The sequence below is a fragment of the Streptomyces sp. 8N616 genome, assembly GCF_052246385.1.
GTDB lineage: Bacteria > Actinomycetota > Actinomycetes > Streptomycetales > Streptomycetaceae > Streptomyces.
Window position 1 is genome coordinate 30,650 of the sequence record NZ_JBQQBY010000021.1, and the last position, 13,400, is coordinate 44,049.

Consider the following 13,400-nt stretch of genomic DNA (forward strand, 5'->3'; position numbering starts at 1 on the left):
CGCCAGAAGTGTCATGGGTGCTACCCCCGGTACGCAAGGGCCGTGCACGCGTCACGTCGGCGCTCGCGCGCAACGGATGGCGTCACCCCTCTTGCCAGTTGTAGAACCCGTTACTACCTTGCGGGCACATTCTGATGGACCGTCAGACTCTGACTTGTCAGACTCTGGTGCGTTAGATCCTGGGAGCCGCCGATGTCCTCCTGCCCAGCGCTGCCCGAAGGTTTCGACTTCACCGATCCCGACGTCTACCAGCAGCGGGTCCCGCTCCCGGAACTCGCCGTGCTGCGGCAGACCGCGCCCGTGTGGTGGAACGCCCAGCCGCACAACCTCGCCGGCTTCCAGGACGACGGCTACTGGGTCGTGACCCGCCACGCGGACGTCAAGGCCGTGTCCACCAACCCCGAGACCTTCTCCTCCAGGACCCACACCGCGATCATCCGCTTCAACGAGCACATCCAGCGCGAGCAGATCGACTCCCAGAGGCTGATCATGCTCAACATGGATCCGCCCGAACACACCCGGGTCCGCCAGATCGTGCAGCGCGGCTTCACCCCGCGCTCGATACGGGCGCTGGAGGCGGCCCTGCGCGACCGCGCGACCCGTATCGTCGCGAGCGCCAAGGCCGAGGGCACCGGGGACTTCGTCACCGACATCGCCTGCGAACTCCCGCTCCAGGCCATCGCGGAGCTGATCGGCGTCCCGCAGGACGACCGGGCCAAGATCTTCGACTGGTCCAACAAGATGATCGCCTACGACGACCCGGAGCTCGCCATCACCGAGGAGATCGGCACCGAGGCGGCCATGGAGCTGATCTCGTACGCGATGAACCTCGCCGCAGCCCGCAAGGAGTGCCCCGCCAAGGACATCGTCACCGCGCTGGTGGCCGCCGAAGACGAAGGCAACCTGGGCTCCGACGAGTTCGGCTTCTTCGTGCTGCTGCTCGCGGTCGCCGGCAACGAGACCACGCGCAACGCCATCAGCCACGGCATGCACGCCTTCCTCACCCACCCCGATCAGTGGGATCTCTACAAGCGCGAACGCCCCTCCGCCGCGGCCGAGGAGATCGTCCGCTGGGCGACCCCCGTCCAGTCCTTCCAGCGCACCGCCACCCAGGACACCGAGCTCGGCGGCGCGCACATCAAGCAGGGCGACCGCGTCGGCCTCTTCTACTCCTCCGCCAACAACGACCCCGAGGTCTTCGACCGGCCGGAGGTCTTCGACATCACCCGCGACCCGAACCCGCACCTCGGCTTCGGCGGCGGAGGCCCGCACTTCTGCCTCGGCAAGAGCCTCGCCGCCCTGGAGATCGACCTCATCTTCAACGCCATCGCGGACACCGTCCCCGGCATCACCCTCGCGGGCGACCCGCGCCGCCTGCGCTCGGCCTGGCTGAACGGCATCAAGGAACTCCGGGTCAGCTACGCCTGACCCGGTGACCCAGCACCCCCCACGCTCCCGGGCGGCAGGGGCACCCCTTCCGAACCACGCCCCGCCCCTGCCGCCCGCCGAGCGCCGTCGCCCTTCAGGCCGCGCGAAAACCGGTTGCCCTCCGGGGCGGCCATCCGCTGTACTCCCGGCGACAGCAAGCCGACCGAGCCCGTTTCAGTGCCGTCCAGCACACACCCGCTGGCGCAGACGCCCACTTTGCGCGGTGGGCTGAATGCCGCCCAGCGGCGCGGATCCGCAGGCGGGAAGCGTTAGTTGGGTGCGCGGAATTCGCCGGTCGCGGCGGCGGTGACGAAGGCGGCGAAGGCGGCCGGGGTGAAGGTGAGCGCCGGGCCATCGGGGTTCTTGGAGTCGCGGATGGCGATGGCGTGGGGCATGGCGGCGACCTCGACGCAGTCGCCGCCGGTGTCCGAGCTGTAGCTGGACTTACGCCACTGCGCGGCGGTCAGGTCAAGGCTGCTCCCCATAGCGCTCCTCCATCACGTGGGCGATCAACTCCGCCGAGTCCTCTACGGACAGCGCGGCGGCCTGCAGGTGATCGTAACGGAGCGAACGCGACTTGAACTCGCGCGGATCGGCCGTCATGTGGCCCGGCCCGTAGCTCTCGTCGTACACGATGTCCGGGTCGTCGTCGAAGCGGAGGATGTTGAACGAGCCCGGCAATCCGGCATGGGCCCCGGCCGCGAACGGCAGCACCTGGATCTGCACCCACTCCCGGTCGCGGAAGCTCAACAGGTGGGCCAGTTGGTTCCGCATGATCTCTCGGCCACCGATCTCCTGGTAGAGCACCGCCTCGCTCAGGACCACCCACAACAGTGGCGGGTTCTCACTCTCCAGGATGCGCTGGCGCTCCATCCGGGCCGCCACCCGGTCGTCGAGCCGCTCCTGATCCAGGACGCCCAGCACCACACGCGCGTACTCCTCGGTCTGCAGCAAGCCGTACACCAACTGCGCTTGGAAGGCGTGGATGTGGGTGGCCTTCGCCTCCATCTCCGCGTACGGCTGGAACCACGGCGGCAGTTGGCTCCGCAGCACCAACTTCAGCAGCCGCGACAGCGCCCCGCCCGTGGTCAGCGCAGCGTCCACCCGCTGTGTGAACTGCGGGGTCGGGATCTTGCGCGCTGTTTCGATCTGGCCGATCAGCGACCCCGTGCAGAAGACGATGGCGCCGAGCTGCTTCTGGCTGAGACCGGCCTCCTCCCGCAGTCGCCGCAACTCGGCACCGAGGTAGGCCAATGGAGACGCGCTCGGGTCCAAGGCTCGGATGTTCACCACCTGTTTCCGTCCCCCTCGCTCAGCTCACTCACCCGCCAACCCACCAACCGGGCACGTTGTGTTCAGTCAGTAGCCGAGCGTAGTGAAGCGCTCCCACGCTTGTGGCGTGAAATGGACAACTGACCTCCTCACGCCCGACGTCAACCCGCACCGGCAGTACCGCATGCGCTGCACTGTCGGCGAGCACTCCGCCCGCGACGTACGCCGCATCGTCCGCTCGTACCTCAGCCTCTGGAACATGAAGGAACTGGCGGACGCGGCCGAGTTGGCCGTGACCGAGCTGCTCGCCAACGTCATCCGGCATGTACCGGACCGGCGCTGCACCGTGCTCGTACTGCGCCGCCCCGGCGGCCTGCGCGTCGAGGTGTCGGACGGCTCGCCCGAGAAGCCGGTCGTCAGGTGCGCTGACAGCGCCGTCGAGGCACTGGACGCGGGCGGGAGAGGGCTGGCACTGCTGGCGGCGGTGGTGGACGCGTGGGGTGTGCTGCCTACGGCCGACGGCGGGAAGACCGTCTGGTTCGAGTGCACGGCGACAACCGCCCCGACCTGCACGTAAGCCGTACGAGTGGCGGTGTGGCGCGATCCGGCGGATGCTGAAAGACGCGGCGATCCGACGGGGCGGCGGAGTTCAGCCCCGTCTGACCTCCGCTGTCCCGTGAACGCGCGAGGCATCGCCGGGCTCCGCCGGATCGCCCGGCCCCACGGCCGGTCCCATGGCCGGTCCTGCGGCCGGTCCTGCGGCCGGGTCCGGGTCCCTGGTGCGCCCCAGCAGCACGGACTGCAGGCCGAAGCCGCACGCCACCACCACCGCCCCGCCCACCGCGTCCAGCACGTAGTGATTCGCGGTGCCGACGATGACGGCCGTGGTCAGGACCGGATACAGCACGCCGAGCAGCTTCAGCCACACCTTCGGCGCCAGCAGCACGCACACCACGGCGCACCACAGCGACCAGCCCACATGCAGGGACGGCATGGCCGCGTACTGGTTGGACAGCTCGGTGAGCGGGCCGAAGTCGGGTTTGGCGAGGTCCTGGGGGCCGTTGGCGGTGTCGATGTAGCCGAGGCCCGGCATCAGGCGCGGCGGAGCCAGCGGATAGAGCCAGAAGCCGACCAGGGCGAGCAGCGTCGCTATGGCCAGGGCGGTACGGGCCCACCGGTAGGCGACGGGGCGGCGCAGGTACATCCAGCCGAGCAGGCTCAGCGGCACCAGGAAGTGGAAGGTCGTGTAGTAGCGGTTCATGCCGCCCTCGATCCACGAGCCCGCCACCAGGTGGTTGAACCAGCGCTCGATGTCGATGTGCAGCGCGACTTCCATGTCGAGGATCTGGCGGGCGTGGTCCTCCGCGACGCCGCGGGTCTCGGGCGCGGAGCCGCGGATATACGCGTAGCAGAAGTAGCCGGCCCGGATCAGCAGCAGCTCGAGCAGCAGGTTCGGGCGGCTCAACGGCCGTCGCAGGAAGCCCAGCAGCGGGATCGAAGGGATCCAGGGGCGGCGGCCGGGCGCGGCGGGCTCCCGCTCCGCGTATCGCGTCGGGACCGGGCGGTCCCAGTGCGGCGAGCCGCGGTCCAGGAACGGTACGGCGCAGGCCGCGGCGAGGGCGACCAGCAGCGGCGCGTTCTCGCCGACGAGGTGGATGCCCCTGGTAGTGGGCACGACGGCGGCGCTGCTGAGCGTCATCACCATCACGACGAGGACCGGCCACACCACCCGGTCCGCCTGGCGGCGGCCCACACGCCCGACGACGGCGAGGAGGATCCACAGCTGCTGGTGCAGCCAGGCGGTGGGCGAGACGGCCACGGCGACGCAGCCGGTGACCGCGGCGGCGAGCAGCAACTGGCCGTCGCCCGCGTAGTGCGCGGCCCGCCGCAGACCGAGGACCGCGACGGCGCCCGCGAGGACTCCGAAGAGCGCGAGTTCGGGCAGCCCGCTCAGCCCGAGCCGTAGCAGCAGGCCGTGCAGGGACTGGTTGTGGAGGCTGTCCGCGGGCTGCCCGAGACCGGCTCCGGCGATGTGGTAGACCCAGTACGTCGCGGAGTCGTGCGGCAGCACCGCCCAGGCCAGCGCGGAGCACCCGGCGAACGTGCCCGCCGCCGTCGCGGCCGCCCGCCGCCTGCCCGTCATCCACAGCAGGGGCGCGAAGAGCAGCACGGTCGGCTGGAGCGCTGCGGCCAGCCCGATCACGACCCCGGATCGGCGGGCCGAGGCGTGCGCCAGCAGCCCGACCAGGACCAGCAGGACGGGCAGGATGCTGGTCTGGCCGAGGGTGAAGGTGTTGCGGACCGGCAGCGAGAGCACCATCAGGCTGATCGCCACGGGCGCGGCGAACAGCGCCGTACGCCGGGAAACCGGACGCGGCAGGGCGCGGGCCGCGACGAAGCCGAGGACCACGACGAGCAGCAGCGTGCCGAACGTCCAGAAGAGGCCGAGGCTTTGCTCGGCGGCGCGGGTCAGCGGCTTGAGGACGAGCCCGGCGAACGGCGTGCCGGTGAACGTACCGTTCTCGTAGAGCGGTCCGGGCACGCGCAGGACGCCGTTCGGTCCTATCCACGTCTCGAGATCGGTGAGCCGCTCACCGGGTGGCTGCCGCAGCACGGCCGCCGCTTGACGCATCGCCAGCAGGCCCGCGAGGAGCCAGAGAGCGCCCAACCCCACGCGGATGCGCGGCTCCTGGGACCCCGATACCTCCGCCGTCGCCAGTCCGCGCCTCTGTGCGTTCGCCACGCCCCGCCGCTCCCCCTCCGCTTCGAACAGACCTCCGAGGGCTCCCTGCCGCAGACGCAGGAACCCTCCCGTTACCTGACAGCCGCTGTGTATTGGCTCGAACATTAAGGGGGGCGGTGGAGATCCGCACCTCTGGGGGCCGCGTCAGAGCGGGTGATACGCAGTCGCTGCGCGGCCGGGTGCGGTCCAACGACACCTGACGGGACCCTGGAGTGGCTGCGCGCCTTCCCGCGGCTCACGACGCCGCGGCTCGGCCGCCAGCCGGAGCCGGCGCACGGCCCCATCCGGCGCGGATGGCCCCTCCTGAGCTGCCTGGGACGCTTTCTGGCCGAGCGGCTCACCCCCGCGTTCAAGGAACTCGGGCTTCCGGGCGCGCCGGAGCACCGCGTATCCCCTCTTCACAGGCGCTACATCGGGCCCGGCGTGAGCGGCGCCGCATCGTCGCGCTGCAGCCCGTACGACAGGATGGGCACATGAGCATCGTGAAGATCAATGTGCTGACGGTCCCCGAGGAGCAGCGCGAGGTGCTGGAGCAGCGCTTCGCGGCGCGTGCGGGGGCGGTGGAGAGCTCGGACGGCTTCGAGTGGTTCGAGCTGCTGCGCCCGCTCGAGGGGACGGACCAGTACCTGGTGTATACGAGGTGGCGGGACGAGGCCGCGTTCCAGGCGTGGATGGAGGGACCCATGAAGGCGGCGCATCAGGGCGGCGGCGAGCGTGGCGGTGAGGGCGCGGCGCAGCGGAAGCCCGCGGCGGCCGGTTCGACGCTGTGGTCGTTCGAGGTCGTCCAGCAGGCCGCGCCGAAGTAAGCCGGGGCAGCCGGCGCTCAGTAGTGGTCCGGGCGGTGCGGGCCCGGCGTACGGCGCACATCCGGCTCGTGCGGGCGTTCCCGGTCCGAGCCGCACAGCTCCGCGTTCAACTCCTTGACCAGCTCGACGAGGTCCCTCGGCCTGCCCGGCCCCCACCAGTCGCCGAGCAGCTCCGCGAGGGATTCCTCGCGCGCCTCGGCGAGCCTGGCCGCCACTTCCCGCCCCCTGTCCGTGAGGACCAGCGGCAGCCCGTCCCGTACGGCCAGACCGCGCTCCTCGAGCTGGCGGGCGGCGGCGGAGACGACGCCCAGCGGGACGGTGCTGCGCTCGGCGAGGAGGGCGGGCTCGGCGGAGCCGTAGCGGTTGATGCGCAGCACCAGCCAGGCGGCGGCGGGCTTGAGGTCGTACCCCGCCCGTTCGGTGATCTTGATGTAGGCGTCGCGGCGGCCCTCGCGGCTGCCGAGGGCGGAGAGCGCGCGGCACACCTCGTCCTGCGAGGAGCGCTCGACGGGGTTGCTGGCGAGGGTCTCGCTGATGTCGGGCGAGGTGACGGAGGCGCGCAGCCGGTCCTCCCTGAGGAACCAGGCGAGGACGAAGGCGATGGCCACGACGGGCGCCGCGTAGAGGAAGACGTCGGTGATGGCCGACGCGTACGCGCGCAGCGCGCCGGTCCTGAGGGCGGCGGGCAGCCCCGCGATCGCGCGGGCGTCGGACTCCAGAGTGCCGACGCTCACGCCGGGCGGCAGTTGCTGTCCGGCCAGCTCGGCGGAGAGCTTTTCGCCGAGCCGCCCCGTGAAGATCGTGCCGAAGATGGCGACGCCGAAGGACGCCCCGATGGAGCGGGAGAAGGTGGCTCCGGAGGTCGCGACGCCCAGGTCCTCGTAGCGGACGGCGTTCTGCACGGCGAGCACGAGGACCTGCATGACGAGGCCGAGGCCGAAGCCGAAGACCGCGAAGTAGCCGCTCATCTCGGCGGTGCCGCTGTTCTCATCCAGCTGGTGGAGGAGGAGCAGGCCGACGGTGGTGACGCCGGTGCCGGCGATCGGGAAGACCTTCCAGCGGCCCGTACGGCTGACGAGCTGGCCGGAGCCGGTGGAGGCGACCAGCATGCCCGCGACGAGCGGCAGCATGTACACGCCGGACTGGGTCGGCGAAACCCCCTGGACGACCTGGAGGAACGTCGGCAGGTAGGTCATGGCGCCGAACATCGCGAAGCCGATGACGAAGCTGATGACCGAACACAGCGCGAACGTGCGGATGCGGAAGAGCCCCAGCGGAAGGACGGGTTCGACGGCCCGTCGCTCGGCGGCGACGAAGGCGGCGAGAAGCACGGCGCCGAGGACGCCGAGTCCGACGATCCGCCAGGAGCCCCAGGCCCAGGTGGAGCCGCCGAGCGAGGCCATGAGGACCAGGCAGGTGGCGAGGGAGGCGATGAGGAAGGTGCCGAGGTAGTCGATGGTGTGGCGGGTCGGGCGGGCCGGAATGCGCAGGACGGAGGCGATGACGAGGAGGGCGACGACGCCGATGGGGAGGTTGACGTAGAAGACCCAGCGCCAGCTGAGGTGCTCGGTGAACAGGCCGCCGATCAGCGGGCCGAGGACGCTGCTCGCGCCGAACACCGCGCCGAACAGGCCCTGGTAGCGGCCGCGGTCGCGGGGCGGCACGATGTCGCCGACGATCGCCATGGACAGCACGATGAGCCCGCCGCCGCCGAGGCCCTGGAGGGCGCGGAAGGCGATGAGTTCCGCCATGCTCTGGGCGACGCCGCAGAGGGCGGAACCGACGAGGAAGATGGCGATGGCGCCCTGGTAGAGCCTTTTGCGGCCGTACTGGTCGCCGAGCTTGCCCCAGAGGGGGGTGCCCGCGGTGGAGGCGAGCAAGTAGGCCGTGACCACCCATGAGATGTGGTTCAGGCCGCCGAGGTCGCTGACGATCGTGGGGAGGGCGGTCGAGACGATGGTCTGGTCGAGGGCCGCGAGCAGCAGTCCGAGGAGCAGCGCACCGATCGCTACGAGGATGGTGCGCCTGGGCTGGCCTTCGCCGGGGGCGGGGAGCGCGTCCTCGGGGGCGGATGCCGCGTCCTCGGGGGCGGTGCCGTCGGGTGCGCCCGCGTCCTGAGAGTCCTGAGAGCCCCGGCCCATGGGCGCCTCCTCGGGTGGCTGCACGCAGCGGTAGGTGATTCCCATCGTGTGGGGTTCGGAGGCGTATGGCCCGCCGAGGTCCTCCGCGCACCGGTGCGGTGCATAATCGCTGCTGCCATCTGAGGGAGGGGTCCTGCGGTGACGGAACGGGCATGCCCGCGGTGCGGGGGCGATGCGGGGGTGGACGGCAGACCCGGCTGCGCGTGCGGGAGGCCACTGCCGCGTCCCGAGGACATAACTCCGCTGCTGCACACGGTCGATGTGACGGCGTTGGTGAGGCCGCTGTCTCAGCCGGTGGACGAGACTGCGCCGCCGCCGCGCCACCGGCGCCGGAACGGCGCGGCGCAGCTGCCCCGGCCGATGGATCCGCCGACGACCAGCCCGCTGCCGGAGGACCTGGGCCTGTTCGAGTACGCACCGCCACCACGGTGGACGCAGGACCCGGACGGCGGGGATGGCGGGGACAGGGACGACGGACGGAACGGGCGGAGCGGATACCGGTGGCGGGAGCGGAGCCGGATCACGGGGGGACCGACCGCGGCGGCCGCCGCCGTGGTGGCGTCGGTCGGCGCCGTGCTGCTCGGCATGCAGCTCCTGTCGGGCGGCGATTCCGGAGGGGACGACGACCGCGCAGCGCCGGACGAACGCGTAAGACCGACCGCGGTCCTGCCTACGGGGGACGGTGCCCTTCCCACGGGCCCTCCCCTGTCCCAGACCGGAAAGCCCACCGGCTCACCGGGCACGGCGGACCCCGGGCGGTCGGCCTCCGCTTCCAAGCCGGCCTCCTCCCGCCCGACGGTCACGGCCGCCCGGGATAGGAATGCGGGCGAGTCGTCCGGCCCCGTGGTCGCGGCCTCCGTGGTGATCGGACCCGGCGAGAGCGGCGCCGAAGTCCTCGAGCTGCAGCTGCGGCTCAAGCAGGAGCACGCGTACGCCCCGAAGGCGGACGGCGTGTACGACTCGGACGTGCAGAGCGCGGTGGCGCGCTACCAGCGCAACCACGACGTGCCGGGGGACCCGGTGGGCACGTACGGCCCGAACACCCGGCGCATGCTGGAGTCGCGGACGACCGAGCCGTGACCGTGCCGTGAAGGGCATGTGGGGAGTACGGGGGCGGGTGTTTCCGAAGCCGTTACCCAAGCGGGCTGGCCCTGGGGCGCCGGGCTTTGTATCGTTGAGAAACAAAGTGGTTCCGCCCGTACTCCCTGACCTGCGGGCGGGGCCGCTTGCTCTCTACGCGTCCTGCGCACCGTCCGCGTTCCCGAGCCCAGGAGCCAGCCGATGACGGCCACCACCACGCTCACAGCTCACGCCGTACTGCTCGACATGGACGGCACCCTCGTCAACTCGGACGCCGTCGTGGAGCGCTGCTGGCGGCGCTGGGCCGAGGAGCAGGGGCTCGACCCGGAGTACGTACTCGGCAACGTCCACGGGCGGCAGGGGCACGCCACCATGGCGGTGCTCCTGCCCGACCGCCCGGCCGAGCTGAACCTCGCCGACAACCGGCGGATGCTCGCGCAGGAGACCGCGGACACCGACGGCGTCGTGCCGGTTCCGGGCGCGCCGGCGCTCATGGCAGCGCTCGCCGGTCTGCCGCACGCCTTGGTCACCTCGGCCGACGAGGCCCTCGCCCAGGCTCGTATGGGCGCCGCGGGACTACCGGTGCCGGAGGTCCGGGTCACGGCGGAACGCGTGGGGGCCAGCAAGCCGGACCCCGAGGGCTTCCTCAAGGGCGCCGCCGAGCTGGGCTTCGAACCCGAGGACTGCCTGGCCTTCGAGGACTCCGAAGTCGGCATCGCGGCGGCCCGGTCGGCGGGAATGCGAGTAGTGGGCGTCGGCCCCCGCGCGGCCGCCCACAACCCGACCGTCCACGTACCGACCCTGGAGCCCCTACGGCTCGAAGCCCTCGCGAACGGCACCCTGCGCCTGCACGTCAACGCCGCGCGCTGAGCGACCGGGAACCGCGGGCCCGCCACGACGGCCGGAGAATTCCGCCACGACGGCAACCAACCATCGCGGCGAAGACCGATAGCCCCGACGAACGGCGGCCTGCGTCTGCACGTCATCGCCGCGTGCCGAACGGCCGCGCCACGCCGACCGGCAGAACCGCCACCATGGCCGCGGCCGCCGCGACGGCGGAACCCGCGCGCCAGCGGCAAGAAACATCCCCCCGGCGAGGACCGCCGGCACAGGCGAACGGCGCCTGCGTCTGCACGTTGTCACTGCGCGCTGAGTGGCCGCGTCGGCACAAGACGACGAGCTGCGGGCCACAGGCCGCCATGGCGGCTGCCGTCGCCCGGCGCCGGCGGTCGCGCCGCGGCGGCAGAGAGAATTTCCGTGCGGCGGCGAGCAACCGCCGTGGTGGGGACCAGCGGTGCCGAGCCGGGCGCCGGCGGGCGTACCCGCCCGCAAGCCGCCAGGCGACCTACGCGGAGACCGCCTCGTACAAGCTGAACCCCGCGAGCGCCAGCATCGTCACCGCCGCGACCCGGGTGATCAGCCGCAGCGGCACGTATTTCATGAGGGTGCGGCCGCCCAGGATGCTGAGTCCTGCCACCGCCCACAGCGCCGGCACCGCGCCCAGCGCGACCGACAGCGGGTCGTCGTAGCGGGCGGCGAGGTTGGCGGTCATGATCTGGGTGAGGTCGCCGAACTCCGCGACCAGGATCAGCATGAACCCGGCGCCGGAGACCTTCCAGAAGCCCTGGTCGGCGGGGGTGCGGATGGTCTCCTCGGCCTCGTCCCTCCTGAACAGGAGCATCGCCGCGCCCGCGAGGAAGAGCACGCCGACCACCGCCTGGACCAGCCGGTGCGGCAGCAGCGTGAGCACACTGCCCGCCGCGACGGCGAGCGTGACATGCACGGCGAAGGCGGCCGCGACGCCCGCGAAGACATACGAGGCGCGGTAGCGGGTGCCGAGCATCAGGCCGGCGAGGGCGGTCTTGTCGGGAAGCTCGGCGAGGAAGACGACGCCGAAGACGAGTGCGACGATGCTGAGGCTGATCACGCTGGGTGTTCCTCTATCGGTAGGGGCTGGCCGTACCGAGAGACCTTCGAGATCTTCGAGCAGCGATTCCGGGGTCGCTTCGGCACGGCAGCGTCATGGACACTGCGGCCGAAGGTCTCGCTGACGGGCCTGCTGGTCCGCCTCCGGGCGCCGGCCCGGCCCATGGGGCCGAGCAGTATGTCGACGGTCCGGCGAAGAGCTACTCCCCTTCTGCTCCGCCCAGCGTACGTGACGGTCAGCCCGTACCGGCGCCCCTGCCGGCGCCCGTGACGGTCAGCCCGTGCCGGCGCCCGTACTCGCACCCGTACCGTCCCGGTGCAGCCGCCCGCGGGCCACCAGCTCCAGGGCCAGCGCGGTCGCCACCGCCTGCACCGCCATCAGCGCGACCAGCACGAACAGCTGCACCGCCCCCGCCAGCAGCGGCGACGCCCCGCCCAGCAGCATCCCCACGAACGCCCCCGGCAGCGTGACAAGACCCACCGTCCTGGTCTGATCGAGGCCCGGGATCAGGGCGTCGGAGGCGGCGGGGCGCGCGATCTCCAGGCGGGCCTCGCGGTCGGGCATCCCGAGCGCGAGGGCCGCCTCGACCTCGCCGTGGCGCGTGCGCAGCTCGTCCAGCGAGCGGCGTCCCGCCAGCACGGTGGCGGTGAGGGCGCCGCCGATGAGGATGCCGGTGACCGGGATGAGCGCGATGCCCTTGAGCGGTACGAGCCCGGTCAGCAGCAGCGCTGCCACCACCGGCAGCACCCCGGCCCCGATGGGCACCGCGGCCCACCACCAGCTGCGGTTGGCGGTGATGCGGCGGCCCGCGGTGCGTACGGCCACGGCGAACATCAGCGCGATGAAGGACAGCAGGAGGGGGACGGCGCGCATCACCCAGCCGATCAGATACGAAACCGCGGCGAGCTGGACGGTGGCGCGGAGTCCGGCGACGACGATGGCGCGGGGATAGCCGCGGCCGTCGCTGTCGGCGAGCCGCGCGAGTGCGGCGATACCGGCCGCGGCGACGAGGAGCGCGGCGAGCACAACCCCGAGCGTGGCGTCGACCGGCAGCAACGTGTCAGCGGCAGTCTGCGGGAGGGCGACGGCGGCGGTAACGGCGGCGGCGGGCACGCGGTCACGATACGGCGCACGGCAGGGCCGGTTGGCGCTCCGTCAGGTCGGGAAGCCCGCCTGCCGCCCCCTTGAATCTGACGTGGGCATGTCGTCACGCTGTTACCTGGCGCCCACCCCACCGAAACCTGGCGCCGCGACGATGGCCGGGCTCCAGCGGCCAATACCCCTTCACTCAGAGGGAGTCCACATGTTCCGTGTCTACGCGCGTCGAATAGGCCTGATCGCCGGGCTGACCGCCCTGGCCGGCACCGCATTTCTGAGCGGCCCGGCCGCCCAGGCCGCCCCGCCCACCCCTCCGAGCGCCGCCACCGCCCGGACCTACCTGAGCGAGCTGACCGTCAGCGCGGAGGGCTCGCTGACCGGCTACAGCCGCGACAAGTTCCCGCACTGGATCACCCAGAGCGGCACCTGCAACACCCGCGAGGTCGTACTCAAGCGCGACGGCACGAACGTCGTCCAGGACTCCAGCTGTGCCGCCGTCAGCGGCTCCTGGTTCTCCCCCTACGACAACGCCACCTGGCAGGCCGCCGCCGACGTCGACATCGACCACGTCGTCCCGCTCGCCGAGGCGTGGCGCTCCGGCGCCGACAACTGGACGACCTCCAAGCGCCAGGGCTTCGCCAACGACCTGACCCGGGCCCAGCTGATCGCCGTCACCGACAACGTCAACCAGTCCAAGGGCGACCAGGACCCGTCGGAGTGGCTGCCGCCGGTGAGCGGCTACCACTGCATGTACGCGCGCATGTGGGTGCAGGTGAAGCACTACTACGGCCTGACGGTCGACTCGGCCGAGAAGTCCGCATTGAGTGGCGTCCTGAACGGCTGCTGAGCGAACGGCTGGGCAAAGCCCAGCCGAACTGACGGCTGGAAACTCGCCGTAACCCTCC

12 protein-coding genes are annotated in these 13,400 nt (G+C 71.7%); 6 read left to right on the forward strand and 6 right to left on the reverse strand.

What is annotated here, in order from left to right; translation table 11 throughout:
- Nucleotides 1-192 precede the first annotated feature (192 nt).
- Complete coding sequence (locus tag ACTWQC_RS20335; protein WP_443317167.1) at nucleotides 193-1,428, forward strand: cytochrome P450; 1,236 nt, start codon at nucleotides 193-195, stop codon at nucleotides 1,426-1,428.
- A 269-nt stretch (nucleotides 1,429-1,697) separates the two neighbouring features.
- Here the strand turns inward: ACTWQC_RS20335 and ACTWQC_RS20340 are convergent, their stop codons facing one another.
- The gene (locus tag ACTWQC_RS20340) at nucleotides 1,698-1,913 is read right to left on the reverse strand and encodes a DUF397 domain-containing protein (RefSeq protein WP_443317168.1); all 216 of its coding nucleotides are present in this window, start codon (nucleotides 1,911-1,913) and stop codon (nucleotides 1,698-1,700) included.
- Nucleotides 1,897-2,721, reverse strand: a complete 825-nt coding sequence (locus ACTWQC_RS20345; RefSeq protein ID WP_443317169.1) for a helix-turn-helix domain-containing protein — start codon at nucleotides 2,719-2,721, stop codon at nucleotides 1,897-1,899. The genes ACTWQC_RS20340 and ACTWQC_RS20345 overlap by 17 nt, the downstream gene beginning before the upstream one ends.
- Before the next feature lie 106 nt (nucleotides 2,722-2,827).
- Between ACTWQC_RS20345 and ACTWQC_RS20350 the strand changes: the two genes are divergently transcribed.
- Nucleotides 2,828-3,277, forward strand: a complete 450-nt coding sequence (locus ACTWQC_RS20350; protein ID WP_443317170.1) for an ATP-binding protein — start codon at nucleotides 2,828-2,830, stop codon at nucleotides 3,275-3,277.
- 72 nt (nucleotides 3,278-3,349) lie between these two features.
- Here ACTWQC_RS20350 and ACTWQC_RS20355 read toward each other — a convergent pair whose 3' ends face one another.
- On the reverse strand, nucleotides 3,350-5,443 hold the full coding sequence (locus tag ACTWQC_RS20355) for a bifunctional glycosyltransferase 87/phosphatase PAP2 family protein (protein WP_443317171.1): 2,094 nt from the start codon (nucleotides 5,441-5,443) through the stop codon (nucleotides 3,350-3,352).
- Between the two features lie 473 nt (nucleotides 5,444-5,916).
- Here ACTWQC_RS20355 and ACTWQC_RS20360 point away from each other — a divergent pair, with 473 nt between their 5' ends.
- Nucleotides 5,917-6,249, forward strand: a complete 333-nt coding sequence (locus ACTWQC_RS20360) for an antibiotic biosynthesis monooxygenase family protein (RefSeq protein ID WP_443317172.1) — start codon at nucleotides 5,917-5,919, stop codon at nucleotides 6,247-6,249.
- 17 nt (nucleotides 6,250-6,266) lie between these two features.
- On the opposite strand, the gene ACTWQC_RS20365 is transcribed toward ACTWQC_RS20360, so the two are convergent.
- The gene (locus tag ACTWQC_RS20365; protein ID WP_443317173.1) at nucleotides 6,267-8,390 is read right to left on the reverse strand and encodes a DHA2 family efflux MFS transporter permease subunit; all 2,124 of its coding nucleotides are present in this window, start codon (nucleotides 8,388-8,390) and stop codon (nucleotides 6,267-6,269) included.
- 294 nt (nucleotides 8,391-8,684) lie between these two features.
- Between ACTWQC_RS20365 and ACTWQC_RS20370 the strand changes: the two genes are divergently transcribed.
- Together ACTWQC_RS20370 and ACTWQC_RS20375 are read left to right on the forward strand one after the other, a co-directional pair.
- Nucleotides 8,685-9,470, forward strand: a complete 786-nt coding sequence (locus ACTWQC_RS20370; RefSeq protein ID WP_443317174.1) for a peptidoglycan-binding domain-containing protein — start codon at nucleotides 8,685-8,687, stop codon at nucleotides 9,468-9,470.
- 201 nt (nucleotides 9,471-9,671) lie between these two features.
- Complete coding sequence (locus tag ACTWQC_RS20375; RefSeq protein WP_443317175.1) at nucleotides 9,672-10,340, forward strand: HAD-IA family hydrolase; 669 nt, start codon at nucleotides 9,672-9,674, stop codon at nucleotides 10,338-10,340.
- A 475-nt stretch (nucleotides 10,341-10,815) separates the two neighbouring features.
- Here ACTWQC_RS20375 and ACTWQC_RS20380 read toward each other — a convergent pair whose 3' ends face one another.
- Together ACTWQC_RS20380 and ACTWQC_RS20385 are read right to left on the reverse strand one after the other, a co-directional pair.
- A complete protein-coding gene (locus ACTWQC_RS20380; protein ID WP_443317176.1) occupies nucleotides 10,816-11,397 on the reverse strand; it encodes a TMEM165/GDT1 family protein in 582 nt (193 codons plus the stop codon).
- A gap of 273 nt (nucleotides 11,398-11,670) precedes the next feature.
- Nucleotides 11,671-12,510 (reverse strand): ABC transporter permease, encoded by an 840-nt coding sequence (locus ACTWQC_RS20385; protein ID WP_443317177.1) that lies wholly within the window; start codon nucleotides 12,508-12,510, stop codon nucleotides 11,671-11,673.
- Between the two features lie 190 nt (nucleotides 12,511-12,700).
- Between ACTWQC_RS20385 and ACTWQC_RS20390 the strand changes: the two genes are divergently transcribed.
- Nucleotides 12,701-13,342, forward strand: a complete 642-nt coding sequence (locus ACTWQC_RS20390) for an HNH endonuclease family protein (protein WP_443317178.1) — start codon at nucleotides 12,701-12,703, stop codon at nucleotides 13,340-13,342.
- Nucleotides 13,343-13,400 lie beyond the last annotated feature (58 nt).